Source organism: Martelella mediterranea, assembly GCF_021021415.1.
GTDB lineage: Bacteria > Pseudomonadota > Alphaproteobacteria > Rhizobiales > Rhizobiaceae > Martelella > Martelella mediterranea_C.
Map to the genome: position 1 here is coordinate 126,214 of NZ_JAINWJ010000004.1, position 25,042 is coordinate 151,255.

Here is a 25,042-nt window from a genome sequence, read left to right on the forward strand (position 1 = left end):
GGATGGTCACGACGGCGCCTCCGGCAGCGGCACCAGAGCGACGGTTTCTGCACCGAGGTTCTTCAGGTCATCCGGGGTTCGCGCGGTATCGAATTGCTCGTCTGTTGCGTGAACGAGGATGTAGAAGCGGTCGCTCGCGGAAAAATCCGGGATTTCGAAATCGGGGTGATGCAGCTTCGGCAGGCGGCAGGACAGAAGCGTGCCGATCACCGTGAAGACGATGGCAGACATCACCGCGATTTCCAGCGTGATGATCGGCAGCGGTTGCCAGGCGAATACGGGCCGCCCGCCACTATTCAGCGGATAGGCGTAATTGGCGTAAAGCTGCACGCCCAGCCCGGCGAACGCGCCGAAAAGCCCGCCGGCAAGCGTGATCCAGGCAATGCGGTTGTCACCGGCATCGAGCGCATCGGCAATCTCACTGGAAAAATAGGGGCCGAGAACGTCCAGCTTGCGGTAGCCGCGCTGCCGCAATGTTGCGATATGGGAAGCGAGACCTTCCGGGCTGGTAAAGCCGGCGGCTGCGGCGTGATAATGCGTATCGGGGCGGTCAGCGGGCATGCCGGGCCTCCTCTGACGCTTTTTTCAGCTCGAAGCCGGAGACGATCGGCAGCAGGCGGACGAACAGCAGGAACGGCGCAAGGAAGACGCCGATCATGCCGACAAACAGCGCCCAGTCCCAGAGGCTTGCCTGAAACGTGCCCCAGGAGGAGACGAGATGATCGCGGTAAAGCCCGGTGACGATCAGCATGTAGCGCTCCATCCACATGCCGGCGGCGACCGAAACGCCGATGGCGGCAAGCAACAGGCTGTTTCGCCGCACGCGCCGCAGCCAGAGCAGCTGCAACGGCACGAAATTGCAGATCACCGCGCCCCAGAAGCTCCAGGCATAGGCGCCGGAAAGACGGTCATGCAGCGTTTCGAGTTCCGAGCGTTCGCCGGAATAGAGCGCGTTGAAAATGTCGGCGAGATAGCCGTAGGCCGTCATAAGACCGACTGCGAGCAGGAGCTTGCCGATCAGGTCGCTATGGGCATCGGTCAGAATGTCATTGAGCCGGAAGGCGCGGCGCAGCACCGCCATGATCACCGCCACCACCGCAAAGCCGGAGAACACCGCGCCGCAGAGGAAATAGGGCGGAAAGATCGACGAGTTCCAGCCGGGAATCGGCCCGCCACCGAGCAGCAGCGAATAGGCCGCGGTGATGATGAACACCATCGTGACGGCAAGCCCGGCGCAGAGCCGGTAGGCCTGTTCCCAGCGCCGCCAGTGCCGCATGGAGCCGCGCCAGCCAAGGGCGGCGAGCCCGTAGCAGACCTGCCCGAGGTGGCTCTTTGCCCGGTCGCGCAGACGGGCGAAATCGGGGATCGCGCCGACATACCAGAAGGCGGCGGAGGCCATGAGATAGGTCAGCACGGCAAAGAAATCCCAGGAGAGCGGGCTCTTGAACTGCGGCCAGATGCCCATCGTGTTCGGATAGGGCGCCGTCCAGTAGAACAGCCACGGCCGGCCGAGATGGAGGATTGGGTAAAGCCCGGCGCAGACGACGGCGAAAAGCGTCATCGTCTCGGCAAAGCGGTTGAGCGCATTGCGCTGCGTGACGCCGGTCAAGAGCAGCAGCGCGGAGATCAGCGTTCCGGCATGGCCAATGCCGAGAAACCAGATGTAGTTGACGATCGGAAAGCCCCAGGCGACCGGAGTATTGTTGCCGAACACGCCGACGCCGCGCCAGAACAGCACCGTGACGGCGACGGCGAAGCAGAGGAGCAGCAGCAGCGCGAAGGCGAAAGAGAGCGCCCAGGCGCGTGGCGCCGGAAAGCCGAGCGGCAGGTCGGTGACGGCGTTGATCCGCTTGGCAGAAAGTGGCCTTGCCTCCGTCATCACCCCTCCACCCGCGCGAGATAGGATGTGCGCGGCTTGGTGTTGACCTCTTCCAGCAGCAGATAGTCGCGCGCCTCGGCCTTGCGTTGGCTGACCTCGGTGTCAGGATCGGCGACATCGCCGAAGCTGATCGCCTGTGTCGGGCAGGCCTGCTGGCAGGCCGTCACCACCTCGCCATCGCGCAGCGGTCGGTTTTCGCGGTCGGCGTCGATGCGCGCGGTCTCGATCCGCTGGACGCAGTAGGTGCACTTCTCCATGACGCCGCGCGAGCGGACGGTGACCTCGGGATTGCGCATGGCGCGGAGCTGCTCGGGGTCGTCACCGGTATAGTCGAACCAGTTGAAGCGGCGCACCTTGTAGGGGCAGTAGGAGGCGCAGGTGCGGGTGCCGATGCAGCGGTTATAGACCTGCACGTTGAGCCCGTCGGAACTGTGGACGGTGGCGTTGACCGGACAGCCCATCTCGCAGGGCGCATCCTCGCAATGCATGCACGGCACGGGCTGGAAATAGGAAAGCGGCGCCTCCGGCGGGCCTTCGTAATAGCGGTCGATGCGCAGCCAGTGCATCTCGCGGCCCTCGGCCACAAGGTCCTTGCCGACCACCGGGATGTTGTTCTCCGCATTGCAGCCCACCACGCAGGCATTGCAGCCGATGCAGGCGTCGAGGTCGATCGACATGCCCCAGGCCGGGCTGGTCTTTGGCTTTTCCGGATAAAAGCTTCCGGGATGTTCTTCGTGCGTTGCGGCCGCCTGGCGCGAGGCCTCGGCGCTGACGGTCCTGACGAAATCATGCCCCTCCATCGCCTGGTGAAGCTGGGTCGAGGCGAGCTTTTCGCGCGCGCCCGTTTTCTCCAGCGTGACCCCGCTCAGCATGGTGCCGCCCGCCGACAGTGGATAGGCATCGGTGCCGAGACCATCGGCGAGCGAGCCGAAGGTGCGGTGGCCATAGCCGAGGGTGAGGGTGAGCGTTTCGGCCTGCTGGCCGGGCAGAATCCAGACCGGGCCTTCCGCCGTTCTCTCGCCATGGCGGAGCCTGATGACGTCGCCGGCGGCGAGGCCTTCGCGCTCGGCGAGCGCCGGGCTGATCAGGATCGGATTGCCCCATGTCAGCTTGGTCATCGGCTTTGGCGTTTCCTGAAGCCAGCCATTATTGCCGAAACGGCCATCCCAGACCGACGGGTCCGGCTGGATGAGAAGGGTGAGCGCGGCGTCTTCCGTGGTCGGCATTGCCAGTGGTGCGCCGGCGGTTTCAGGTGCCGGGGGCGCAATCGCCGGGGCAGAAGTGCCTGCCACAAAACCGGCAAACAGGGCTTCATTCCATTGCGCGTCAAAATCGCCCTCGAACCGCTCCCGCCATGTCGTCATCACGATGACGCGGGCATCCGCCTCGACTTCGCCGATCAGGTTGGCAAGCAGCGTATGCTGCGATCGGACCGAGTAGAAAGGCTGCACCAGCGGCTGGAGGACGGTCGCCGCGCCGTCGACCGCGCGCGCATCGCTCCAGCTTTCAAGATCGTGGGGGATCGGCAGGTGCCAGCGACAGAGCGCGGCCGTTTCATCGTAATAAAGCCCCGCATGCAGCGCCGTCTCGACCTTCGCCATCGCCGCCGCGAAGGCGGGCGGCCCGGCATAGGCAGGGTTGCAGTCGAGGACGAGCAGCGTCGAGACCGCGCCCGCATCCATGTCATCGACCAGGCTGTCGAGATCGCGCTGGCGGGCGGGCGTTGCGGCGATGGGTTCGGTGAAGGCGAGCGTTTCGCCGATTGCGCCGAGATGCTGGTTGATCCGATAGGCGAGCGCATGCAGCGCCGGCGCGTGATGCGCCCCGACCGTCACCAGCGCCCGGTCCGGCCGGGCCTCAATCTTGGTCACGACGCCATCGACCCAGCGGCTTTCGCTTTCGCTCAGTTCCGGCACGTCGCCGGTGACGCCAAGCCGCGCCGCGAGCGCTGAGAGTAGGGCCGGCATGCGCTTTTCGGCGGCAATCAGCCGCTCGTCGGCGCGGGCTCCGGTGATGCTCGGGCTTGCCTCGGCCACAAGGATGCGGCTCTCGCCGTCGCCATTCCGAAACGCCTTGCGCCGCAGGCTCCATTGTCGGGCGTTGATCGACTGGCGCGAGCCGGGGCCCAGAAAATCATCGGAGAACGAGACGATGGTCTCGGCGCGGCTGAAATCGGGCTGCGGCATCATCGCCCGGCCGAAGGCGGCCTCGGCGCCGAGAACGCGATTGTCCTCGTTGACCGGCTCGGTGATGTGCCAGCGCGCCAGCGGCCAGCGGTCAAGCAACGCCTCGAGCTGACGGATCATTGTGGGGGAGGTGATCTGACCGGTGAGAATGCTGAGCCCCGCGCCGGCCGTCGCGTCCAGGGTCGCGCGCTTTTCTGCCAGAAACGCATCGAAGGCCGCCCAGCTTGCCGGATCGCCGAATTCCTTCGGCGCCTGCGACCGGTCCGGATCGTAGAGCCCGAGCAGGGATGCCTGCAGAAACACATCGGTGGCGCCGCCGGTGGCCGGATGATCGGGATTGCCCTCAAGCTTCACCGGACGGCCCGCGACCGTTCGGCCGAGAACGGGGAGCGCATAGCCGGAAAGCCGCGTGGCGGTCGCGTAGAGAACCGGCTCTTCGCGGTTTCCGGCGGCACGCACATAGGGAAGCGCGTTCTCATCAGAGCGTGCATCGCAGCCCGTGAGCCCGGCCAGTGCGAAGGACGCCGCCATGGTCTTCAGCAGCCCGCGGCGGGTGATGCCTTCCCCCATAGCCTGAAGCGCCGGGAATTCCGACCTCAGGAAAGCGTTGAACTCCTCCGTCGCGGACAATTGCTCCAGCCCCAGCCAGAGCGCTTTGCCCGATCGGCCGTCGAGATGTTTGCGGAAGATGTCGGTTCCTTGCGTCACATGCCCTCCTTCATCGGTGACAGACATTGCAGTCATCGAGACGATCCGGTTCGATCCCGCGCGCTTCCACGACCAGCGCGCCGTAATCGCGATGGGCCGCGAGGTCGTCATCAAGGCTCGACCAGTCCATGCGAGTGACTTCGCTCGGGGGGCGCAGTTTGGGGGCGGGGTCGCGATGGCAATCAAGACACCAACCCATATCGAACGGCTTTGCCTGTTTCATCAGCGGCATCTTGTCGACCCGACCGTGGCAGGTCTCGCAGGGCACGCCGGTGGTCACATGGATCGAGTGATCGAAATAGACATAGTCCGGAACCCGCGCCACGCGGTTCCACTGAAGCGGTTCTCCCGTGGCAAGGCTCTCGCGCACCGGCGCCAGCATCGGCGCATCGGTCCAGATTTGCGAATGACAGGTCATGCAGGTTTCGGTCGATGGCAGGCCGGCCCTGGCGCTGGTCTCGACCGTGTCGTGGCAATAGCGACAGTCGATGCCGAGTTCGCCGGCATGGTGCTGATGGCTGAAGGGGACGGGCTGTTCGCTGACCCAGTCGACGCCGGTGCGATAGCTGGAACTTGCCGCAGACCACCACAGCGCGCCGCCCAACACCACGGCAAGCGCGACCGCTCCGGCGAAAAGCCGAAGCTTCGCATCCGCTGAGGCGGTGAAAATCTGTGCCACGCCGGCCCCCTTGATCGGCGTCGCCCGGGAGGGCAACTTTATTGGTTAACACCGGCCTGCCCGATTGGTTCCGGCTTTTGAACGCGCGCCATGGCGCTCTCGCCATGAATACTCGCCATGAATTCGCTGCCGCCGAACATTCGACGTTGAGATTTGTTCCGGAGCTTTTTGCCGGGCGCGGAACATTTCTTCCGCGTTGAGGTTCGATGCGGAGCGGAGACCGCTTGCTACCCGATTTCAGCCAAGGAGCATTGCCAATGATCGCATCCAGCGAAGACACCCGCTCGGCCGGGGCAGCCAATGGCGTCGAGAGACTTTCGGAGACCAGCCGCGCAACGAAGTCGGAAACTGACGCAGCGGCTCGACGGCCGAACCGCATCGTCATCGTCGGCGGCGGTTTCGGCGGGCTCGCCTGCGCATCGAAGCTTGGCGGCGCGCCGGTCGAGGTCACGCTTATCGACAAGCGCAACCACAATCTGTTCCAGCCGCTGCTCTACCAGATTGCCACGGCCATTCTGTCGCCGGCCGATATTTCCGAACCGCTCCGGCGAACGCTCGGGAAAAAGCGCAATATCGATGTGGTGATGGCCGAAGTCGTCGGCATCGATGCGAAACGCAAGGCCGTTCTAACGCGGGACGGCGCGCCGGTGGAATATGATACTCTGGTGATCGCGACCGGCTCCGTCGACAACTATCTCGGCCATGACGAATGGAGGCAATATGCCCCCGGCCTCAAGACCAATCGCGATGCCCGGCAGGTGCGCGAGACCCTGCTTCTCGCCTTCGAGCGGGCCGAACTGACGCTCGATCCGGACGAGCGCCGCAAGCTTCTGACCTTCGTGATCGTCGGCGGCGGGCCGACCGGGGTCGAATTCGCCGGCGCCATCGCCGAGCTCGGCGTGTTTCTGCTGCGACGGGATTTCAGGAACATTGCGCCCGAGGAATTGAACATCATACTGCTCGAGGCCGGGCCGGGCATTCTCTCCGGCTTTGACGAGAAGCTCTCGCGCTACGCGCTGAAGCGGCTTGAGGCGCGCGGGGTCGATGTGCAGGTCGATACACCGGTCGAGGCCATCGCTGCCGAAGAGGTCACGGCGGGCGGCGAGACAATCCCGACCGGCTGCGTCATATGGGGCGCGGGCGTCAAGGCGACGCCGGTGGCGGAGTGGCTGGGCGTGGAGCCCCAGCGCGGCGGCAGGGTGCCGGTGGCGGCCGATCTCAGCGCCATCGGCTTCGAGGATATTTACATTCTCGGCGATGCGGCCTCGGTTCAGAGCGAGGATGGCCCGTTTCCGGCGCTGGCGCAGGTCGCCAAGCAGCAGGGGAAATATCTCGGCAGGAAGCTGCGACGAGAAGCCGAGGGCCACGATGACGAGGCGCCGTTCCGCTTCCGCAATCGCGGCATCACCGCCGTCATCGGCCGTAACGCGGCGGTGTTCCAGTCCGGCAGGTTCAAGCTGACCGGTCGCCTCGCCTGGTGGCTCTGGGCGCTCATCCATGTCTATCTGCTGGTGAACTTCGAAAAACGACTGCTCGTCAGCGTCCAGTGGATCTGGACCTTCCTCACCGGCCAGCGCAATGCCCGCCTGATCGACGACAAGACATGATTCCGCTCTCGCCGGAACATCGCGGCCTCTCTTCGGTTAGGCGCAAAGGCCGGTCTTTGACGGACCGAAACGAAAGGAGAGACCGATGGCAAATGCCGACAAGAAACATTTCGGGCCGGGTTCGCAGGGCAAGAGCAGTGGCGAAGGCGCCATGACAGACCTTGAGGACGAGGTTCTGCCGAAGGACAAGGTGCTTTCCAACCGCGACAAGGCGCGCCATTCCGAGGAACGCGGGCTTGACGGCAAGAACGTGCAGAACGAGGAATACAAGGACCACAGCGCCAACCGCCGCAAGGACGAGTAGCGTGAAGTTCGATTCCAAATAGCAGCGCCGGGCTTTCGTCCGGCGCTTTTCTTTCGCCGATCAGTTGCTCGGGTTCATCGCGTGAGGCGGCGCCTTGTCCGCCTGATCATCATTGTCGGCGCTGCTCCTGCCGATGGCGAAGGCAGCGATGATTACCACGATGATGATGGCTGCGCCCGCAATGCTCCAACGTCTCATACTTATCTCCTTTCAGCGTAACCGGCGACCGTTCAAAAACGGCGGACGCCCTGCGCCCGCCGCGTCTATCCGTTACTGCGTATCCTCGACGCTGCCGGGCGGCTCCGTGGCCGGAGCGATATCGGTCTGCGGGGGCGTGTCCGTCTGCCCGCCTTCCACCGGCTCCTGGCCGGTGAGCTGTTCGTCGGCGGAGGGTGGCGGGGCTTCCCCGTCGCCAGACGCATTGCTGTCGTCGCCGGCCGCCGCGGCAGGCGTATCCGGGGGGTGTGAACCGGGGCTGCCTTCGCCGCCTGCCTCCGCCATGCCCGCGGCCATGGAACCTGCCGGCATTTCGTCGGTCCCGAGCGGCTCCGGCGTGACCGCGCCATCGGCGGCGGCGACCCGCCAGACCGTGTTGCCGGCATCGTCGGCAATGAGCAATGCGCCGGTTCCGTCGATGCCGACGTCGACCGGTCGGCCGCGCGCCTCGTCGCCGTCCAGAAACCCGCTGACGACGTCGGCTGCGGCGGCAGCCGGCTCGCCGTTCACGAACGGCACGAACACGACCTTGTAGCCGTTGAACACGGTCCGGTTCCAGCTCCCGTGCTCGCCGACGAATGCGCCGGAGGCATAGTCCTCGGGCAGTGCCGAGCCTTGCGAAAAGGCCATGCCGAGCGGGGCCACGTGACTGGAGAGCGCATAGTCCGGGGCGATCGCCTGGTCCACCATGTCCGGCCGCCGCGGGTGAACCCGCGCGTCCACATGATCGCCGAAATAGCTCCATGGCCATCCGTAGAACGCGCCCTCTTCAACCGATGTCATGTAGTCCGGCACCAGATTGGGGCCGAGTTCGTCGCGTTCGTTGACGACGGTCCAGAGTTCGCCTGTATCCGGATTGATCGAAAGGCCATTGGGATTGCGCAGGCCGGACGCGTAGATACGCGCGGCCCCGGTCTCGCGGTTCACCTGCCAGATCGCCGCGCGGCCCTTTTCGGCTTCGATGCCGTTCTCGGCGATATTGGAGTTCGACCCGACCGAGGCATAGAGTGTTTCGCCATCCGGGCTCAGCACCAGATCCTTGGTCCAGTGGTGGTTGATCGGTCCGCCCGGAAGCGGCGTCAACACTGCGGGGGCTGCGGTGATCTCCGTCTGGCCTAGCTCGTAGGGATAGGTCAGGATCGCGTCGGTCGCGGCGACATAGAGCGTGTCGTCGGCCCAGGCCACGCCGAAGGGCGAGTTCAGGTCGGTCAGAAGGTCGTGCCGTTCATCGACCTCGCCGTCGCGGTTCGTGTCTCTGAGCAGCGTGATCAGGTTGCTTTCCTTCGGCTGCCCGCCTCCGCCGCCGTGGGCGATCGACATGATCCAGCCGCGGATCAGGTCTTTCGGTCGGTCCGGCGGCTGGCCGGCCGGCCCGCGCGCCTGGACAACCAGCACATCGCCATTGGGAAGCGTGTACACCGTGCGCGGATTGGCGAGATCCCCGGCATAGGCCGAGACAGTCAGGTTGTCGGGCACATCGGGCGTCTCACCCTCGTCCCAGCCGACGACTTCGGCGACCTTCATGCTCGGCAGCAGGGAGTGCTCCGGCTCGGGCAGTACCGGATCGGCGCCGATCTGCTCCGACGGATCGACCTGGCCGCCGTCGCCGCAGGCGGACAGCGTGACGAGCGCCGAACCCGCCGTGAGGGCGAGGACGCGTTTTCGAGTAAGGCTGAATTTAGTCATGGAGGATCCTCCATTCATAGGAAAACGGGCGGACGGCGGAAAGCCAGAGCGTGGCGAGGATCGCGATGAAGGTGATCGCGGAGAGGATCAGACCGCCCGGCACCACCGCCTTCCAGCCATCACCCGCGTGGACGAAGCTGTTGAGGACCGCGAGTGCGAGAACGACGATGTAGCCGACCGTTTCGCCCCAGCCGGGCCGGTAATGGCGGGCGTTGGGGCGCAACGCATCGCCGATGCCGGCAAGCACCGCAAGCGCGCCGAAAACGAGCCCGCCCAGCAATAGCCATTCCGAGAAGTGCTGCCACATCAGAACGGACGTCCGCCAATAGAGGATATCCGTGATCAGCGCGAAGCTGAACGCCACCAGCGGAAACGGGACAAATACGGAGCGGTAGGGATACCTGCCCACCGCGTTCTGTCGAGTATGCATGAGCGTAACCTCCTTGCGTTCGAACGCGGCCACAACAGGCGGAAGACGGTTTTGTTCCTGGGCGGCGCGGAAGGCGGCGTTCAGCAGGTGCCGCAGAGCCGCCCGCTACACATACGGCAGGCTCGAACCTGTCAAACCGCCAGGTGAAGGCTTCGCCGAAGCCTTCAACAGCAGATTCCGCGCGGAATTTTGTGAACCAGATCATGACCCTCGCGAATGCGCGCGAAAGAGTTGGCGTATTGAGGTAAGCACGACAATGGGGCCGTCCTCATTCTGCGGTCGGGTGCAACCTCCCGACCGCATTTCATAATCCCGGGTGGCGCTACCAGCCTGTCATGGTGAACACAGCCGGAAAATGTCTGCTATTGGTTCCGGCACGGCGGATGTCACGACGACCGGCAACGGCTATCCGCCCAGCGTCTACTTTTCGGCCCTCGGGAACCCGAGACCTCCGGGTCCCCCGCGGCCCCGGCGCCAGCCTTTCGTGCCGCTCTCCGAAGGTTATTAGTCGGCGCTCCTGGACATGAACACGCTTCCGACCATGCGCCAGCGCGTCGGCAAGCGGGCCTGGCTCGGCAGAGAAGTGGTTGTTCCGCCCGCGCCCGCGCCGGTGCTGACGCCGAAGGACCCGGGCTACTACTCGCAGACGAACGTCTCCGTTAACAGCGCCGGCACGCCCGAATTGGATCAGAACGAAAGCCAGGCCACCTTCATGATCCCGCTCCAGCGGTCCGCGCCGGCTCCTACTCCTACGGCGGCAATCTTGGCTGTCGCGTGAAGTGGTAGATCAGTCTCATAGTCAAATGGAAGCCGGAGAAATATCTCCGGCTTCGTACTGCGAGCAAACCTTCGGCGATTGCCGGGGGTTTTAGGTTGTTTCCCGCGGTCTACGGAGCTCGCCTCTCGTCGGTGAGCCTACTTCGTCACCAGCCGGTAATAGACGAAGTCCGAGGTCGCGCCGTTGACGTAGCCTTCGACGTCATCCTGCATGGCAACCTCGTAGGCGGCCTGGAACATGATGATGATCGGCGAGGTTTCCTGCACCTTCTTCTGCAGGTCGACATAGATGTCGAGACGCTTTTCCGGATCGGATTCCGAAAGCGCGGCCATGGTTTCCTTGTTCATGTCGTCCGGCACGGCCCATGCGTTCCGCCAGGTGGTGGTGGCCTGATAATTGTCGTCCGAATTGTCGGAATTGTAGGCGAAGGCCTTGGCGTTGGAATGCGGGTCCATGAAGTCCGGACCCCAATAGAGCAGCATCGCCTCATGGGTGCGGTCGCGGTATTTGGTGATCACCTGCGCGCCGGTGCCCGGGATGATGTCGAAATTGATGCCGGCCTCGGCGAAGCTTGCCTGCAGCGACTGCGCCATGTCGGTGAACGGCGCGGAATTGATGACGTCGAGCGTCACGTCGATCGGCGTTTCGACGCCGGCATCGGCGAGGATCTGCTTGGCTTTTTCCGGATCGTAGGTGAAGGGCGTTTCATCATAGGAACCCGGGAAACCCTTCGGCCAGAACGCCTGATGGATTTCCATCTGGCCCTTCAGGAAGCTGTCGGTCATGCCCTCGTAATTCACGAGGTAGCGCGCGGCCTCCCAGACGGCTTCCGGCTGCAACGCCTCGGTCTTCTGGTTGAAGGACAGGAAGTGGACGGCGGCCTGCGGGAAGGTCTCGACCTTGATGCCGTCGCCTTCGATGGAGGCGATCTGGTCCGGCGTCAGGTTGCGGGCGAGGTCGACGTCACCGGAGGTCAGCAGCAATTGCTGCGTCGCCGATTCCGCCACATGGCGGATGATCACCGATTCCATCGCCGGCGCGCCCTTGAAGTAATCCGGGTTGGCGGTCAGCCGGATCAGCTCGGCCGGACGGTAATCGGCAAGGCTGAAGGGGCCGGAGCCGGCGGTATTGGAATTCAGCCAGGCATTGCCCATGTCGCCGTCGGTCTCGTGCGCCATCACTTCCTTTTCGTCGACGATCGAGGCCGGACGGGAGGCGAGCACGTTGAGCACGAAGGCGGAAGAGAAGTCGCCGTCATATTTGATGGTGACGGTTTTGCCGTCGACGCTCACCATGTCGTCGACATTCTCCGGCGTCCAGCCGAGCTGGGCAAGGATGAAGGCGGGCGTCAGGTTCAGCTTGATGACGCGGCCGAGTGAAAACGCCACATCCTCGGCACGGACAGGATTGCCGGAGGAGAAGGTGGCATCGTCGCGCATCGTGAAGGTGATGGTCTTGGCCTCGTCATCGGCCGTCCATTCGCTGGCAAGGCCGGCCGAAAGCACGGTCGGGTCCTCGGCATCATACTGCACCAGCCGGTCATAGGTGTTGGTGACGAGTTCGCCGGAGGTGAATTCATAGGCCTGGGCCGGGTCGATCGCGACGATATCGTCGATGTTCTGAGCGACGACCAGCATGTTTGCGGGCGTGTCGGCCATGGCAGACCCCGCGCCCATCGGCAGGGTCAGCGCGGCCGCGAGTAGTGCGGCTTTGAAGAGTTTCATGGTCAGTTCTCCTCTTTCTGGTTCGGTTTTGCCGTCTGTGCGGCTGGTTTCGGGGCGGCATTGGATCGGAACAGCGCCAGCGTTCCCGCCCAGAGAAGCTTTGCCGGCCTGTCCGTATGGTTCGACCATGCATGCGGCTGGCTGCCGCGGAAATGCAGGCTGTCGCCCGCCGACATGATCATTTCCTCATTATCGACGCGCTGGGTGATCGATCCCTCCAGCACGTAGATGATTTCCTCGCCTTCATGGCTGACGAGTTCCGAGCGGTAACCGGGCGGCACGGTCATCACGAAGGAGGAGAGCGTGTTGCCAGGAAAATCGGACCCGAGGCGCTCATAGATCACCGAGGAGCCGTCGACCGAGAATTTGGTGCGCGCGCCCTCTCGCGTCAGCGCGTCGCGCGGCGTTGGCGCGGCGATGAAATAATCGATGCCGACGCCGAGCGCCCGGGCAATCTGCGCCAGCGTGCCGAGCGAGGGCACGGCCTGGTCACGTTCGACCTGGCTCAGATAGCCGACGGAGACGCCCGATGCCTGGCTGAGCGCCGTCAGCGTCATCTGCATCTGCTGTCGGCGGGCCCGGATGATCGATCCGACCCTGGGCTGTGTCGTGTCCCGCATGGCGACGAGCGTTTCGCGCATATTTCATCCCGATCAAAATTTTTTTGATCTAAGCAAAAAAACTTGTATTATCCAAGTGAAAATATTCATCGCGCCGCGCCTTGCGGCGGCAGAGCCTCCCGCCAGACAAGGGAAAGACCCGAATTGAGTTTTGAGCCAGCCGGCCCGACAGACGAAACGATGCCAGTGGCCGGACCGTCGCGCATCAGGCGCGGCGGACGCATGCTGGGCGCCATCGCCTCGGTGCTGGTCACCATCGCGTTCACCTTTCTCGGCCTCCTCGCCATCACCTTCTTCATCGGCCGGGTGATCCCGATCGATCCGGTGCTCGCGGTGGTCGGCGATCGCGCGACGCCGGAGGTCTATGAGGCCGCCCGCGTGCAGATGGGGCTCGACCAGCCGCTGCCGGTGCAGTTCTTTCATTATGTCGTCAATGTGCTGTCCGGCGATTTCGGCCGCTCCGTCTCCACCGGCCGGCTCGTCTCGGAAGATCTCGCCCGGTTCTTCCCGGCGACGCTGGAAATGGCGACGATCGGCATCATCATCGGCGTTCTGCTCGGCGTGCCCATGGGCGTCTATGCCGCCGCCCATCGCGGTCGCCCGCTCGATCAGGTCATCCGCGTCATCGGCATGCTCGGCTATTCGGTGCCCGCCTTCTGGCTCGGCCTTGTCGGGTTAGCGCTGTTTTACGCCCGCTTCGGCCTCGTCGGCGGGCCGGGGCGGCTCGATATCTTCTATGACGGGCTGGTGCCCCCGGTGACCGGGCTCATTCTGGTGGACAGCCTGATCGCCGGCGAAACCGACATCTTCTTCAACGCCATCTCGCATATCATCTTGCCGGCCTCGGTGCTGGGCTTCTTCAGCCTCGCCTATATCGCCCGCATGACCCGATCCTTCATGCTCGACCAGCTCGGCCAGGATTTCGTCACCACAGCGCGGGTCAAGGGTGTCGCCGAATGGCTGGTGATCTGGCGTCATGCCTTCCGGCCGATCCTGGTGCCGCTGATCACCGTGATCGGCCTCTCCTTTGCGGGCCTGCTCGAGGGCTCGGTGATGATCGAGACGGTTTTTTCCTGGCCCGGCATCGGCAATTACCTGACGACCGCGCTTTTGAACGCCGACATGAACGCCGTGCTCGGCGCGACGCTGGTTGTCGGTTCGGTGTTCATCCTGATCAACAAACTCTCCGACGTGCTCTACCGCGTCATCGACCCGAGGGCCCGCCGATGATCACACGCGACTGGCTCCTGGCCGATTCTCCCACATCGCTGCTGCAGGCGCGGCTTGGCGCATCCTATCGCGCCGGTCTCGCGCTGCTCGGCAATCCGCTCGCCGCCATCGGGCTTGCGATCGTGCTGCTGCTGGTCATCATGGCTGTCTTCGCCCCCTGGCTTGCGCCCTATTCGCCCTTCGGCCAGTCACTTGGCGAAAGGCTGCAGCCGCCGAGCCTGCAACACTGGATGGGCACGGACGAACTCGGCCGCGACATTCTCTCCCGCGTCATCTACGGCGCGCGGATCACGCTGATGATCGTGGCCCTGGTTGCGATCATCTCCGCGCCGATCGGCCTCATCGCCGGCGCGGTCTCGGCCTATTTCGGCGGCTGGACCGACCGGATCATGATGGGCATCACCGATGTGTTCCTGTCGATGCCGAAGCTGATCCTCGCGCTTGCCTTCGTCGCCGCGCTTGGCCCCGGCATCGAGAACGCGATCATCGCGATTGCGATCACCGCCTGGCCGGCCTATGCCCGCATCGCCCGCGCCGAGACCATGACGTTTCGCAATTCCGAATTCATCGATGCCGTGCGGATGCAGGGCGCGTCCCCGGCGCGGATCATCTTCCGCCACATCCTGCCGCTCTGCACCTCCTCGATGATCATCCGCGTCACCCTCGACATGGCCGGCATCATCCTGACGGCGGCGGGCCTCGGCTTCATCGGGCTCGGCGCGCAGCCGCCATTGCCGGAATGGGGCGCGATGATCTCGCGCGGGCGCGCCTTCATCCTCGACCAGTGGTGGGTGGCGACCATGCCGGGCTTTGCGATCCTCGTCGTCAGCCTCGGCTTCTGCTTCCTCGGCGACGGGTTGCGCGACGTGCTCGACCCGAAACAGGGGGCCGGACGATGACGGCGCTCCTTGATATCCAGAACCTCCGCGTCTCCTTCCCGACCCACAAGGGCCGCGTCGAGGTGGTGAAAGGGCTCTCTTTCACCCTTGGCCGCGAACGCCTCGGCATTGTCGGCGAATCCGGCTCCGGCAAGTCGATGACCGGCCGCTCGATCCTGAAGCTGATCGCTCCACCCGGACGGGTGACCGCCGACCGGCTCGATTTCGACGGCATCGACATCCTGGCGCAATCGTCCCGGCAGATGCGGAAAATCCGCGGCGCGCGCATCTCGATGGTGATGCAGGACCCGAAATTCTCGCTCAACCCGGTACTGACCATCGGCGCCCAGATCGGTGAGGCGCTGGCCGCGCATTTCTCGCTGTCGCGCCGCGCAATCCGCGAACGCAGCATCGCCATGCTGGAATCGGTGCGGATCGACGATCCCGAACGGGTGATGGGCCTTTATCCGCACGAAATCTCCGGCGGCATGGGCCAGCGGGTGATGATCGCGATGATGCTGATCCCGGAACCGGACCTCCTGATTGCCGACGAACCGACCTCGGCGCTCGACGTTTCGGTGCAGGGCCAGGTGCTCGATATCATGGACCGGCTGGTCCGCGACAAGGGCATGGGGCTGATCTTCATCAGCCATGATCTCGATCTGGTGTCGCGTTATTGCGATCGCATTCTGGTGATGCGCTCCGGCGAGATCGTCGAGGAATGTGTGGCGTCCGAGCTTTCACAGGCGCGCCATCCCTATACGCGCGGCTTGCTGGCAGCGATGCCGCGCATGGATGAGGACCGTGATTTCCTGCCGGTGCTGGAACGGGGAGACACGTGATGACCGCGCTTTCCCTGAACAATGTCGATATTTCCTATGGCGACACCAAGGTCGTCTTCGGCGCCGGCCTTGCTGTGGCCGAGGGCGAGAGTTTCGCGCTTGTCGGCGAGAGCGGCTCGGGCAAATCGACCATCCTGCGCGCCATCGCTGGCCTCGCGCCGGACTGGTCCGGCGATATCGCCGTCCTCGGCAAGCCGCGCGGCAAGAAACTCGACAAGGATTTTGCCCGCATCTGCCAGATGGTGTTTCAGGACCCCTACGGCTCGATCCATCCGCGCAAGACAATCGATGCCACGCTATCCGAACCGCTGGCCGTCCACGGCATCGGCAACCGTTCCGAACGGGTGGAGGCGATGCTGGCCGCCGTCGGCCTCGACCGCCGTTTCCGGTTCCGCTTTCCGCACCAGCTTTCCGGCGGCCAGCGCCAGCGTGTGGCAATTGCCCGCGCGCTAATGCTGGAGCCGAAAATCCTGCTGCTGGACGAGCCGACCTCGGCGCTCGACGTCTCGGTGCAGGCCGAAATCCTCAACCTCCTGAAGCGGCTACGCGCCGAGCAAAACCTCACCTTCCTGCTCGTCACCCACAACCTGCCGGTGGTCTCGTTTCTCTGCGACCGGCTGGCGGTGATGCGGCGCGGACAGATCGTCGAGATCGCCGGCGTCGAGAAACTCAAGACCGGCGCGCTGGAACACCCCTATGCCCGCGAGCTCTATGCAGCAAGCGGCGGACATACCGAAGGACACTGACATGACCACCGAAACGGCGCTCGCCCGCTTTGCCACCGACATCGCGGCCGCCACCACGGCCGACGCCGCTTTCGAAGCGCTCCAGCGGCTGACTGAGGCGACCGTCGGCGTGAAGCTGTTCACGGTGATGACGGTGGACATGGAAGCGGGTCTTGCGCGCCGCGCCTATACCAGCGATCCCGTATCCTATCCGGCGACCGGCACCAAGCCGATCCATCATGATGCCTGGTTCGATATCGTTCACATCGAACGCCGCCCCTTCGTCGCCAACACGATTGAGGACATCGCCAAGGTGTTCCCGGATCACGCGCTGATCGACTCGCTCGGCTGCCAGTCGGTGGTCAACCTGCCGGTCATCCTCGGCGGCGAACTCGTCGCCACGGTCAACATGCTGCACGAGACGGATCACTATACGCCGGAGCGCGTTGCCGCGATCGTGCGCGACCTCACCATCCCCGCCCAGCTTTGCCTGAGCGTTGCCAGAGGTTGAAGCGGCTTCCGTTCGCGCCGGCTTTTGTTTCAATGTGAGGCGTTCTAGCAGGCCGTGAAACCGCCATCGATCGGCAACGATACGCCGGTGATCATGGAAGCCCCGTCGCTCAGCAGGAATACGATCGGGGCTGCGATTTCGTCTTCGCTTGCCCAGCGCCCGAGCGGCATCTGCGCCAAGAAGGGCTCGCCGATTTCGGGACGTCCCCAATAGAAGGCGGACATCTCGGTCATGACCACGGTCGGGTTCACGCTGTTGACGCGGATATTGTGGGGGCCGAGCTCAAGCGCAGAAACGCGGGTGATGTTGTCGAGCGCCGCCTTCGAGGAGCCGTAGGAAATATGGCCCTTCAGCGCGACGAGCGAAGCCTGGCTCGAGACATTGACGATCGCGCCGCCCTGGCCAAGCCGGATCATTGATTTGGAGGCATATTTGGTGACCAGCAGCGCGCCGCGCGCATTGACCGAAATGACCTTGTCGAAAACGTCGATATCGGTCTCCATCGGCGTTGCGATCTCGCCGCCAAAGCCGCCGCAGTTGACCACGCCCCACAGATCGCGCCCGTCGAGCGCTTCGCGAATGCTGTCTTCGCTTGTCAGATCGAATGGCAGGGTGGCGCAGCCGGTTTCCGCGGCAAGCGCATCAAGCGCCTCGGCGTTGCGGCCATTGGCGATAACGGTGGCGCCGGCGGCGACCAGTTGCCTCACGGTGGCCGCACCGATCCCGCCGCTGGCGCCGGTTACGAGGATGGGGCCTTTGCCGAACGTGGCCATGTCAGTTTTCCTTCCCGATTTGTCGGTATTCCGGTTTGTTGCGGTGATGCTGTCGCCTATTTCACCGCGCCGGCGGACATGCCGGCGAGGAAATAGCGCTGTGCCAGGAGGTAGATGAGCAGAAGCGGCACGGAGCCCAGCACGCTCATCGCCATCATCTGGTTCCACTCGAAGGCGTGCTGGCCCATGAGAAGCTGAATGCCGATCGGCACGGTGCGCATATCGGTCGATTTGGTCAGCGTCAGCGCGAACAGGAATTCGTTCCAGCACAGCAGGAATGTATAGACTGCGGTAGCGACGATGCCCGGCAGCGAGATCGGCACGATCACGCGCCACAGCGCCGTCCAGCTCGAACCGCCATCGACGGCCACGGCCTCGTCCAGATCGCGCGGCAGCGTATTGAGATAGCCGGTCATCAGAAGGATGGCATAGGGCAGGGTGAAGACCAGATAGGTCAGCACAAGCGCCGCATAGGTGTTGAACAGCCCGTAGGACACGACCAGCCCGAAGAACGGGATCAAAAGCGTGATCGGCGGCAGGGTCTGGGTGCTAATGAACAGCGTGCTCAACACGCCCTTGCCGCGGAAATTGAAGCGGCTGAAGCCATAGGCTGCCAGAAGCGCCAGAACCACGGTGAAGATCGTGACCAGCATGGCCACGAGGTAGCTGTTGAAGAAGAAGCGCAGCTTCACCGGGTCGGTCAGGATCGCGGTATAAGCCTCCAGCGTGAACGCGCGCGGCAGGATTGTCGGCGGCAATGCGAAGATCTCGCTGTTGGGCTTCAGCGAACTGCCGAGCATCCAGTAAATCGGGAAGGCGGCGAAGAACAGGCCGGCGGCAAGTCCGAGATAAAGCGCCAGTGTGATCAGTCTTTCGCGTCTGCTGTTTCGTCTGCGCATCGGACCTACCTCGCTTTTTGATGACGGATGTAGAACAGGGTGAGGCCGATCGAGAGCAGCAGGATGGTAACGGCGCTGGCCGCGGCCTGTGAAAGATCATATTGCGCGAAGGCCAGCTTGTAGGTGTAGGTGCTGAGCACTTCGGTCGCGTAGATCGGGCCGCCGCCGGTGGTCAGCCAGATCAGCGGGAAAACCTGCATCGTCCAGATGAAATCCAGGAGCGAGATGCTGATAATGATCGGCATGAGCTGCGGTATGGTGATGAAGAACAGTTTCTGCGGCCCTGTCGCGCCATCGATGTCGGCGGCCTCGTAAAGGTCTTTCGGAATACCCTGAAGACCGGCGAGAAGACTGACCATGAACAGCGGATAGCCGGCCCAGATATTGGCGAAGGTCACCGCCTGAAGCGCCGTTTCCGTCGACGAGAACCACTGGATCTTGGAGCCGATGATGCCGAGATTCATCAGCACGCTGTTGACCACGCCGTTCGGCTCCAGCAGCAGCCGCCAGATCACCGCGATAATGACCTGGGTGAACAGCCAGGGCAGAATGTAGAGCACCCGCAGCAGGCTGCGCAGCCACGGGCTGACCCGGTCGCTGTTCAGCATCAGCGCGAATGTCAGGCCGAGGATCATGTGCATGATCACGCTGACAATGGTGAAATAGAGGGTGTGCCAAAGCGCTGCCCAGTAGACGTTGTCGCTGAAAATCTCGCGATAATGCTTCAAACCCGCAAAGCGCGCGTCCGGACGCAGCACGGCGCTTTCCTGAAAGGAATAGGCAATCACCATGCACATCGGCAGCAGCATGAGCAGCGCCACGACCACGAGCGAGGGCGACAGATATAGATAGGGTGCAGCCTTCCGTTTGAGCCTGTAGCTCGCCATCGAGGTCGGGTTGATCATTGGCACGCTCATCGATTTCCGGATTTTGAGATACGCTCGGTCTTATCGGGGGCGCGCGTATTCCGCGCCCCCGAAGTGCTTTTGTATCAGAGCGGAGACGTCAAAACTCCTTGACCCAGTCGGCCTGTGCCGCCTCGGCCGCCTGTTCCGGCGTCTGCTGGCCTTCGAGCATTTTCTGGCTCTCGATCGCGAACTGACGCATCAGGTCCACGGCGACGGGAAGCCCGGTGAACTCGTTTGCCAGATATCCTTCCTGGAAGATCTCGAACGCCTTGGCATAAACCTCGTCGGAGGTCACGAAATCGGGCTTTGCGTTGACATTGCCGGGAAACGCGTTGGCGAGCGATACGAGACGGGCATTCACATCTTCGCGCATCATGTATTCCACCAGTTTCCAGGCCTCTTCCTGATGTTCGGTGGATTCGGAAATCCCGATGCCCCAGGAGGCGTAAGGCAGGCCGCGCTTGCCTTCGTAGCCCTCGACCACAGGAATCGGCGTCACGTCGAACTTCAGATCGGGGTTGCGCTCGCGAATCAGGTTCACATGCGCCAGCGTGTCGACCATCATGCCGATACGCCCGTTGACGAATTCCTCGACCTTTTCCTGTTCGGTCTTGGTGGCGATGCCGGGCGAGATGACGCCGGCCTCGTTCAGCGAATTGATATAGGTGAGCATGTCGATGACCGGCGGCTTGTCGAGCGCGGGCTGTCCATTGTCCAGCATGCTTTCGCCGGATGCCCAGACCCATGACATCATGTCGTTCAGAACGCTCGACGGCGATTGCAGCGAAAGCGGCAGCGCCCAGCCATACTTGTTTTCTTCGGCGTTCGTCATCTTCTTGGCGGCTTCAAGAAATTCCGGCCGGGTCGACGGCAGTTCGGTGACGCCCGCCTCCTCGGCGAAGTCGAGGTTCACGAAAATCGGATAGACGAAGGATGCCACGGGCATCATGACGGACTTGCCGTCGATCTTGATGATGTCGGCGGCCTCGCTTCGGTCGAAGCCGGTGCTGTCCATGAGCGGCGCCATATCCGCAATCGCGCCTTGCGCGGTGAGGCTGTTCACCCAGGCGCCGTCGAGACCGACGACATCGCTCATCGTGCCGCTTGCCGCGCCGATCGCGATCTGATCGCGGGTCGTTGCGTAGGGGCCGCTGATCAGCGTGACCTTGATGTCCGGATTTTCGGCCTCGAAATCGTCCATGATGGCGCGCAGTGAGCCCGCGGGAAGCTCTGGCTCCCACCATTGCGAGAACTCGATTTCCGTCTGCGCGAGAGCGCCCGAGGCGCCAAGCAGCCATATGGCGGCCACGCCCGTCAAAAGGTTCATTTTTCCAGAGTATTTCATAGTTTCTCCTCCCTTGCTGAAATAGGCCCTCCTGGCCTCGTGAATTATGGTCGCTGGCCACGAACGCTCCCAAATGTCCGGGCCTTGACCGTTGATTGATTGCACCTCGTTTATCTCGCTCCGACGGGGCCTCCTCCGCGCCGTCTACATGGTCGGCCGACCCCGGCCGTCGCGGGGCCGAGCTGCAATATCAGCGAATGACGACATGGCTGTCGGGATCGAAAAAATGCAGTTTCGTACAGTCGACGGCCACCTTGATCGGATCGCCGGCCCTGACTTCGCTCGTCGGGTCGAACCGGGCCACGGCGTTGGCAAGCCCCGAAAGATCGGCAACGGCGTCCGGGTCGCCCGAATCGACCTCAATGGCATTCAGCCGCAGATGAACCATGTGTTCGGAACCGAGTTCCTCGACATTGACCACCTCCGCCGGAATGGCCTGATAGCCGCGCGCCGCTTCCAGCCTGCTGTCGTAAAGATCCTCGGGGCGGATGCCGAAAACGACCTTATTTCCGTTGTAGCGTTCCAGGGACGGCAGGCGCGAAAGCACGCTTTCGGGCAGGCGCAATTCAAAGCCCGGCGTCTTCAAAACCCCGGCGTCCAGATCCGCTTCGAAAAGGTTCATCGAAGGCGATCCGATGAAGCCGGCGACAAAGGCATTGACCGGTTCGTCATAAAGTCGTTTCGGCACATCGACCTGCTGCAGGATTCCGCCCTTCATGACGGCGACGCGGTCGCCCATCGTCATGGCTTCGGTCTGGTCATGGGTGACATAGATGGTCGTGACCCCGAGCTGACGTTGCAGGCCGGCGATTTCGCCCCGCATCTTGACGCGCAGCTTTGCATCGAGATTGGACAGCGGCTCGTCCATCAGGAAGGCTGCCGGCTCCCGCACCATGGCGCGCCCCATCGCCACGCGCTGCCTCTGGCCGCCGGAGAGATTGGCCGGCTTGCTGTTCAGCAGATCGGTGAGCTGAAGAATATTGGCGATTTCGGCGACCCGCGCCGTGCGCTCGGCCTTGCTCTTGCGGGCAAGCCGCATCGAAAATCCGATGTTCTCGGCGACGGTCATATGCGGGTAAAGCGCGTAGGACTGGAAGACCATTGCGATATCGCGGTCTTTCGGGGCCATGTCCACCACATCGCGCCCGCCGATATAGAGATGGCCGCTGGTAGTCTCCTCCAGCCCGGCAATCATTCTCAAAGCTGTCGACTTGCCGCAACCAGAGGGGCCGACCAGGATCAGGAATTCGCCATCCGCGATCGTCAGATTGAGATCCTGTATCGCGCGAAAGCTGTTTCCGTAGGTCTTGCAGATGTTCTCGAGAACGACCTCTGCCATCTATATCCTCCCGACACCGCCGATGCCGCTGAAAAGCGCGGCATTGAAGCGATCTGTTCAGCGCATTGACTGCTTTCTCCTCAAAAAAACTATACGATAAAAATTACAAAATACAAATTATAAAATTACTTAATGTAAAAAAATGACCGTTTCGAATTTTTTATAAAAGCTGAAATGCCGGAGCGCCTTTCGCTTCCAGCAGGTCGTCCACAGCCCAGCCTGTTGGAAGCGCCTCCCTTCCGCCGCGACCTGAGACCGACAACGCGGCCGCCGCCGCGGCAAACTTGACGCAGTCGCCGATGTCACGCCCCCGAACAAGCGCGACGGCATAGGCGCCGTGAAAACAATCGCCGGCCCCGGTGGTGTCGACCACGCTGACGGAATGTGATGGCAGGTGACGAGGGCGGCGATCCGCCTCCAGCAGATATGCGCCATTTGACCCATCGGTTAGCACAACGGCGCTGCGCCGATCGCTCCACAATGCGTGCAGCACGTCCCGTGGCCGTTTCTGCCCCGTATGGAGGCGGGCGAACCCGAAGGGCAGCACAAGATGATCGCAAGCCTCAAGCAGCAGGTCGGTCGTCTCCCCCTCGCTCCATTCCATATCGGCGATCACCGGCAGGCCGAGGCTGCGCGCCCGGAACACGGCTTCCGGTGAACGCGTTGCATAGCCATCGATCAGCAGCGCGCCGGCGGTTGTCAGAACTGTATCCGGCAGGTCCGGCGCGGTGCCGAGCCGGACATCGTCGTCGAAGGCGATGAACCTGTCGCCGTCCGAGCCGACGGTGATCGTGGAGCGGACCGGCCGGCAACCGGCCGCGCGCGGCGCGTCGTCCGTAAACACGCCTTCGGCCTTCAGCGCCGCCACGACCGGATCATCGGGATCCTCATCGAGCCAGCCGATGAAGCTTGCCTCTGCGCCGAGGCGGGATGCGGCGACCAGAGCGGTCGCCACATTGCCGCCGAAGGCGCTGGCGCGCCGCACCACCCGGCCTTTGCCCGCCTGCAGCGGCGCATCCACATAATAGATGTCATCGACTGACAGGGCGCCGAAGCCGATGATCGTGGCGGGCCGGGACATTGTCAGCCCTGCGCCTTCTTCAGGGCGTCCTCGGCGGCAAGCCCGTCGTGAATGACGCCGCGGAAGGCGCGCGCCGCGATGACGGGATTTCCGTGACCCCAGAGGTTCCGGCCGACGACGGCGCCGCGGGCACCGGCCTGGATTGCCTCTGCCGTCTGCTCCAGCGCGCCGAGCAGGGTATCTGTCTTGGGGCCGCCTGCAATCACGACCGGGACCGGGCTCGTGCGGACGATTTCCTTGTAGCCGTCGAAATCGCCGGTGTAGCCGATCTTGATCACGTCGACGCCGGTTTCGATGCCGATGCGCGCCGCATAGGCGATCTCTTCCGGAGTGAAAACGATCTTTGCGCCGTCGGTGAAGTCGCGCGGATAGATATGGGCGACGATCGGCATGCCGAAACGGGCTGCGGCGTTGACGGAGTCGGTCAGCCAGCGGATGTAGTGCCCTTCCGTGCTGCCGCGCACCGGAATGGCCACGGCAAGCGCATCAGCGCCCGCCCGCACGGCATCTTCCGGCGTCGCGATCAACTGGCTGATCCGGTCGTCCGGCGTGAAGCATCCCGCCTGGATGACCAGCGATGCCTGACCGGCATAGCGCGCCCACAACAGCCGCGCCGCGCCCGGTTGAATGCTGACATAGTCGGGCTTGCCCTGCATGACGCGTTCAAGCGCGCCGGGCAGATCGGCAAGGCCGCCCTTGCGGACATCGCCGTAACCGACGAAATGGTCCACGGCACCGCCGAAAAGGTTTCCCGAAGGGTGTGAAAACAGGCGCGCCAGACGCACCGTTGTACCCAGGGTCATTGCAGTTTCCTCCTGTGATTGTTGAGATTGTCGCCGGATGCGGCTCAGCCTTGCGCCAGAGCGCTGATCGTATCGAAATTGCGCCGAACGGCGGCCGCGGGGTCTATCCCGGCCTCGTCGGATTCTTCCTCGACCACGATCCAGCCATTGAAGCGCGGCGCCCGCTCGACGGTCGCGAGTACAGTGGCGAGGTCGCAGATGCCTTCGCCCAGCATCGCCCAGTCGCCGCCAGCATCGACATCCTTGAGATGGACGTAGCGTATGCGATCGCCGAAGTCGCGGAGGGTCATGTCAATATTCTGTCCCGCCCTGAGGATATGGCCGGTGTCTGGAACCCAGCCGATCTCCTTGTCGAGAAGGCTGAAGATCAGATCGTAATCGGCCTTGTCGAACAGCAGCGTATTCTTGTGCGAAGACGGATGCAGGGCCAGCGGAACGCCGGCCGCGCGCGCAATCTCGGCGGAGCGACTGTAGATGTCGGCAGCAAGCGCGATCTTGTCGGCGCGCGCGCCGTCGGACATGGCGGTCGCCGACCCCATGGATAACACGGCCCCTGGGAAGTGCGCTGCGAAGTCGGACCATCGTCTGCAGGCGGCGTAATCGGCCTCGGCCCAATCGGCTTCGGAAAATCCGCCCTCAGAGCCATAGGCGAAGGCGGCAAGGGTCAGACCGGCCTCATCGAGGCGGCGGGCGAAAGCCTTGGGCTGATCGGCGTAGCGGCCGATCATGGTGTCGGTAATCTCGATGCCGGCATATCCGGCCGTTGCGATGGCCTCCACCAGATCGTCCGGCCCGCCGGCCCAGCCATCGCCGAGCATTTCCCAAGTGAATGTCTGACACGCGATGCGGCGTTCTGCCATGGTGATCCTCCCCTTCTTCTGCCCACCCGCC

The 25,042-nt window shown here is 63.5% G+C and carries 25 protein-coding genes; 8 read left to right on the forward strand and 17 right to left on the reverse strand.

The window, feature by feature from the left end; all coding sequences use genetic code 11:
• Window positions 1–6 precede the first annotated feature (6 nt).
• Genes K7H91_RS02375 through K7H91_RS02390 form a run of 4 tightly spaced genes read right to left on the reverse strand, consistent with a single transcriptional unit; the run spans window position 7 to window position 5,452 of the window.
• Window positions 7–561: a DUF3341 domain-containing protein gene (locus tag K7H91_RS02375; RefSeq protein WP_230718584.1), complete on the reverse strand. Its 555-nt coding sequence runs from the start codon at window positions 559–561 to the stop codon at window positions 7–9.
• A complete protein-coding gene (gene nrfD / locus K7H91_RS02380; protein WP_230718586.1) occupies window positions 551–1,879 on the reverse strand; it encodes an NrfD/PsrC family molybdoenzyme membrane anchor subunit in 1,329 nt (442 codons plus the stop codon). Before nrfD ends, K7H91_RS02375 begins: the two co-directional genes overlap by 11 nt.
• On the reverse strand, window positions 1,879–4,773 hold the full coding sequence (locus K7H91_RS02385; protein ID WP_230718588.1) for a TAT-variant-translocated molybdopterin oxidoreductase: 2,895 nt from the start codon (window positions 4,771–4,773) through the stop codon (window positions 1,879–1,881). Before K7H91_RS02385 ends, nrfD begins: the two co-directional genes overlap by 1 nt.
• A 10-nt stretch (window positions 4,774–4,783) precedes the next feature.
• Entirely contained in the window at window positions 4,784–5,452 is a 669-nt protein-coding gene (locus K7H91_RS02390; protein WP_230718589.1) for a cytochrome c3 family protein, read from the reverse strand.
• Window positions 5,453–5,709: 257 nt separating this feature from the next.
• On the opposite strand from K7H91_RS02390, the gene K7H91_RS02395 reads away from it, so the two are divergent.
• Together K7H91_RS02395 and K7H91_RS02400 are read left to right on the forward strand one after the other, a co-directional pair.
• A complete protein-coding gene (locus K7H91_RS02395) occupies window positions 5,710–7,059 on the forward strand; it encodes an NAD(P)/FAD-dependent oxidoreductase (RefSeq protein ID WP_230718591.1) in 1,350 nt (449 codons plus the stop codon).
• A gap of 85 nt (window positions 7,060–7,144) precedes the next feature.
• Window positions 7,145–7,363, forward strand: coding sequence for a hypothetical protein (locus tag K7H91_RS02400; protein WP_230718593.1), 219 nt, complete (start codon window positions 7,145–7,147; stop codon window positions 7,361–7,363).
• A gap of 60 nt (window positions 7,364–7,423) precedes the next feature.
• Here K7H91_RS02400 and K7H91_RS02405 read toward each other — a convergent pair whose 3' ends face one another.
• The 3 genes from K7H91_RS02405 to K7H91_RS02415 form a co-directional block, all read right to left on the reverse strand.
• Complete coding sequence (locus tag K7H91_RS02405; protein ID WP_230718595.1) at window positions 7,424–7,561, reverse strand: hypothetical protein; 138 nt, start codon at window positions 7,559–7,561, stop codon at window positions 7,424–7,426.
• 72 nt (window positions 7,562–7,633) lie between these two features.
• Window positions 7,634–9,265, reverse strand: a complete 1,632-nt coding sequence (locus K7H91_RS02410) for a PQQ-dependent sugar dehydrogenase (protein ID WP_230718596.1) — start codon at window positions 9,263–9,265, stop codon at window positions 7,634–7,636.
• A complete protein-coding gene (locus tag K7H91_RS02415; RefSeq protein ID WP_230718597.1) occupies window positions 9,258–9,695 on the reverse strand; it encodes a DUF2231 domain-containing protein in 438 nt (145 codons plus the stop codon). The genes K7H91_RS02410 and K7H91_RS02415 overlap by 8 nt, the downstream gene beginning before the upstream one ends.
• Before the next feature lie 523 nt (window positions 9,696–10,218).
• Here K7H91_RS02415 and K7H91_RS02420 point away from each other — a divergent pair.
• Window positions 10,219–10,473, forward strand: coding sequence for a hypothetical protein (locus tag K7H91_RS02420; RefSeq protein ID WP_230718598.1), 255 nt, complete (start codon window positions 10,219–10,221; stop codon window positions 10,471–10,473).
• Window positions 10,474–10,610: 137 nt separating this feature from the next.
• On the opposite strand, the gene K7H91_RS02425 is transcribed toward K7H91_RS02420, so the two are convergent.
• Both K7H91_RS02425 and K7H91_RS02430 read right to left on the reverse strand, forming a co-directional pair.
• Complete coding sequence (locus tag K7H91_RS02425; protein ID WP_230718599.1) at window positions 10,611–12,197, reverse strand: ABC transporter substrate-binding protein; 1,587 nt, start codon at window positions 12,195–12,197, stop codon at window positions 10,611–10,613.
• 2 nt (window positions 12,198–12,199) lie between these two features.
• Window positions 12,200–12,838: a helix-turn-helix domain-containing protein gene (locus tag K7H91_RS02430; protein WP_230718600.1), complete on the reverse strand. Its 639-nt coding sequence runs from the start codon at window positions 12,836–12,838 to the stop codon at window positions 12,200–12,202.
• Window positions 12,839–12,961: 123 nt separating this feature from the next.
• Here K7H91_RS02430 and K7H91_RS02435 point away from each other — a divergent pair, with 123 nt between their 5' ends.
• From K7H91_RS02435 to K7H91_RS02455, 5 genes are read left to right on the forward strand one after another with little or no spacing between them, the layout of a single operon-like run.
• Entirely contained in the window at window positions 12,962–14,047 is a 1,086-nt protein-coding gene (locus K7H91_RS02435) for an ABC transporter permease (protein WP_419197435.1), read from the forward strand.
• Window positions 14,044–14,946 carry an ABC transporter permease gene (locus K7H91_RS02440; RefSeq protein WP_230718601.1) on the forward strand — a complete coding sequence of 301 codons (903 nt, stop codon included), beginning with the start codon at window positions 14,044–14,046 and terminating at the stop codon, window positions 14,944–14,946. The genes K7H91_RS02435 and K7H91_RS02440 overlap by 4 nt, the downstream gene beginning before the upstream one ends.
• Entirely contained in the window at window positions 14,943–15,767 is an 825-nt protein-coding gene (locus tag K7H91_RS02445; protein WP_230718602.1) for an ABC transporter ATP-binding protein, read from the forward strand. Before K7H91_RS02440 ends, K7H91_RS02445 begins: the two co-directional genes overlap by 4 nt.
• A complete protein-coding gene (locus K7H91_RS02450) occupies window positions 15,767–16,513 on the forward strand; it encodes an ABC transporter ATP-binding protein (RefSeq protein ID WP_230718603.1) in 747 nt (248 codons plus the stop codon). The genes K7H91_RS02445 and K7H91_RS02450 overlap by 1 nt, the downstream gene beginning before the upstream one ends.
• Window position 16,514: 1 nt before the next feature.
• A complete protein-coding gene (locus tag K7H91_RS02455) occupies window positions 16,515–17,003 on the forward strand; it encodes a GAF domain-containing protein (protein ID WP_230718604.1) in 489 nt (162 codons plus the stop codon).
• A gap of 44 nt (window positions 17,004–17,047) precedes the next feature.
• Here K7H91_RS02455 and K7H91_RS02460 read toward each other — a convergent pair whose 3' ends face one another.
• The 8 genes from K7H91_RS02460 to K7H91_RS02495 form a co-directional block, all read right to left on the reverse strand.
• Window positions 17,048–17,776, reverse strand: coding sequence for an SDR family oxidoreductase (locus K7H91_RS02460; protein WP_230718605.1), 729 nt, complete (start codon window positions 17,774–17,776; stop codon window positions 17,048–17,050).
• Window positions 17,777–17,832: 56 nt separating this feature from the next.
• A complete protein-coding gene (locus K7H91_RS02465; RefSeq protein ID WP_230718606.1) occupies window positions 17,833–18,675 on the reverse strand; it encodes a carbohydrate ABC transporter permease in 843 nt (280 codons plus the stop codon).
• Window positions 18,676–18,680: 5 nt separating this feature from the next.
• A complete protein-coding gene (locus tag K7H91_RS02470; RefSeq protein WP_230718607.1) occupies window positions 18,681–19,592 on the reverse strand; it encodes a carbohydrate ABC transporter permease in 912 nt (303 codons plus the stop codon).
• A gap of 88 nt (window positions 19,593–19,680) precedes the next feature.
• On the reverse strand, window positions 19,681–20,928 hold the full coding sequence (locus K7H91_RS02475; RefSeq protein ID WP_230718608.1) for an ABC transporter substrate-binding protein: 1,248 nt from the start codon (window positions 20,926–20,928) through the stop codon (window positions 19,681–19,683).
• 190 nt (window positions 20,929–21,118) lie between these two features.
• Complete coding sequence (locus K7H91_RS02480; protein ID WP_230718609.1) at window positions 21,119–22,267, reverse strand: ABC transporter ATP-binding protein; 1,149 nt, start codon at window positions 22,265–22,267, stop codon at window positions 21,119–21,121.
• Window positions 22,268–22,427: 160 nt separating this feature from the next.
• Window positions 22,428–23,348, reverse strand: a complete 921-nt coding sequence (locus tag K7H91_RS02485; RefSeq protein WP_230718611.1) for a PfkB family carbohydrate kinase — start codon at window positions 23,346–23,348, stop codon at window positions 22,428–22,430.
• Between the two features lie 2 nt (window positions 23,349–23,350).
• Complete coding sequence (locus K7H91_RS02490; RefSeq protein WP_230718613.1) at window positions 23,351–24,151, reverse strand: class I fructose-bisphosphate aldolase; 801 nt, start codon at window positions 24,149–24,151, stop codon at window positions 23,351–23,353.
• Between the two features lie 44 nt (window positions 24,152–24,195).
• Window positions 24,196–25,011 carry a sugar phosphate isomerase/epimerase family protein gene (locus tag K7H91_RS02495; protein ID WP_269065880.1) on the reverse strand — a complete coding sequence of 272 codons (816 nt, stop codon included), beginning with the start codon at window positions 25,009–25,011 and terminating at the stop codon, window positions 24,196–24,198.
• Between the last annotated feature and the right edge of the window lie 31 nt (window positions 25,012–25,042).

Bases quoted from the DNA above. Each gene is read 5' to 3' on its own strand.
- K7H91_RS02375 (WP_230718584.1), bottom strand. From the start codon at position 561: ATGCCCGCTGACCGCCCCGATACGCATTATCACGCCGCAGCCGCCGGC.
- nrfD (WP_230718586.1), bottom strand. From the start codon at position 1,879: ATGACGGAGGCAAGGCCACTTTCTGCCAAGCGGATCAACGCCGTCACC.
- K7H91_RS02395 (WP_230718591.1), top strand. From the start codon at position 5,710: ATGATCGCATCCAGCGAAGACACCCGCTCGGCCGGGGCAGCCAATGGC.
- K7H91_RS02400 (WP_230718593.1), top strand. From the start codon at position 7,145: ATGGCAAATGCCGACAAGAAACATTTCGGGCCGGGTTCGCAGGGCAAG.
- K7H91_RS02405 (WP_230718595.1), bottom strand. From the start codon at position 7,561: ATGAGACGTTGGAGCATTGCGGGCGCAGCCATCATCATCGTGGTAATC.
- K7H91_RS02410 (WP_230718596.1), bottom strand. From the start codon at position 9,265: ATGACTAAATTCAGCCTTACTCGAAAACGCGTCCTCGCCCTCACGGCG.
- K7H91_RS02415 (WP_230718597.1), bottom strand. From the start codon at position 9,695: ATGCATACTCGACAGAACGCGGTGGGCAGGTATCCCTACCGCTCCGTA.
- K7H91_RS02420 (WP_230718598.1), top strand. From the start codon at position 10,219: ATGAACACGCTTCCGACCATGCGCCAGCGCGTCGGCAAGCGGGCCTGG.
- K7H91_RS02425 (WP_230718599.1), bottom strand. From the start codon at position 12,197: ATGAAACTCTTCAAAGCCGCACTACTCGCGGCCGCGCTGACCCTGCCG.
- K7H91_RS02430 (WP_230718600.1), bottom strand. From the start codon at position 12,838: ATGCGCGAAACGCTCGTCGCCATGCGGGACACGACACAGCCCAGGGTC.
- K7H91_RS02440 (WP_230718601.1), top strand. From the start codon at position 14,044: ATGATCACACGCGACTGGCTCCTGGCCGATTCTCCCACATCGCTGCTG.
- K7H91_RS02445 (WP_230718602.1), top strand. From the start codon at position 14,943: ATGACGGCGCTCCTTGATATCCAGAACCTCCGCGTCTCCTTCCCGACC.
- K7H91_RS02450 (WP_230718603.1), top strand. From the start codon at position 15,767: ATGACCGCGCTTTCCCTGAACAATGTCGATATTTCCTATGGCGACACC.
- K7H91_RS02455 (WP_230718604.1), top strand. From the start codon at position 16,515: ATGACCACCGAAACGGCGCTCGCCCGCTTTGCCACCGACATCGCGGCC.
- K7H91_RS02460 (WP_230718605.1), bottom strand. From the start codon at position 17,776: ATGGCCACGTTCGGCAAAGGCCCCATCCTCGTAACCGGCGCCAGCGGC.
- K7H91_RS02465 (WP_230718606.1), bottom strand. From the start codon at position 18,675: ATGCGCAGACGAAACAGCAGACGCGAAAGACTGATCACACTGGCGCTT.
- K7H91_RS02470 (WP_230718607.1), bottom strand. From the start codon at position 19,592: ATGAGCGTGCCAATGATCAACCCGACCTCGATGGCGAGCTACAGGCTC.
- K7H91_RS02475 (WP_230718608.1), bottom strand. From the start codon at position 20,928: ATGAAATACTCTGGAAAAATGAACCTTTTGACGGGCGTGGCCGCCATA.
- K7H91_RS02480 (WP_230718609.1), bottom strand. From the start codon at position 22,267: ATGGCAGAGGTCGTTCTCGAGAACATCTGCAAGACCTACGGAAACAGC.
- K7H91_RS02485 (WP_230718611.1), bottom strand. From the start codon at position 23,348: ATGTCCCGGCCCGCCACGATCATCGGCTTCGGCGCCCTGTCAGTCGAT.
- K7H91_RS02490 (WP_230718613.1), bottom strand. From the start codon at position 24,151: ATGACCCTGGGTACAACGGTGCGTCTGGCGCGCCTGTTTTCACACCCT.
- K7H91_RS02495 (WP_269065880.1), bottom strand. From the start codon at position 25,011: ATGGCAGAACGCCGCATCGCGTGTCAGACATTCACTTGGGAAATGCTC.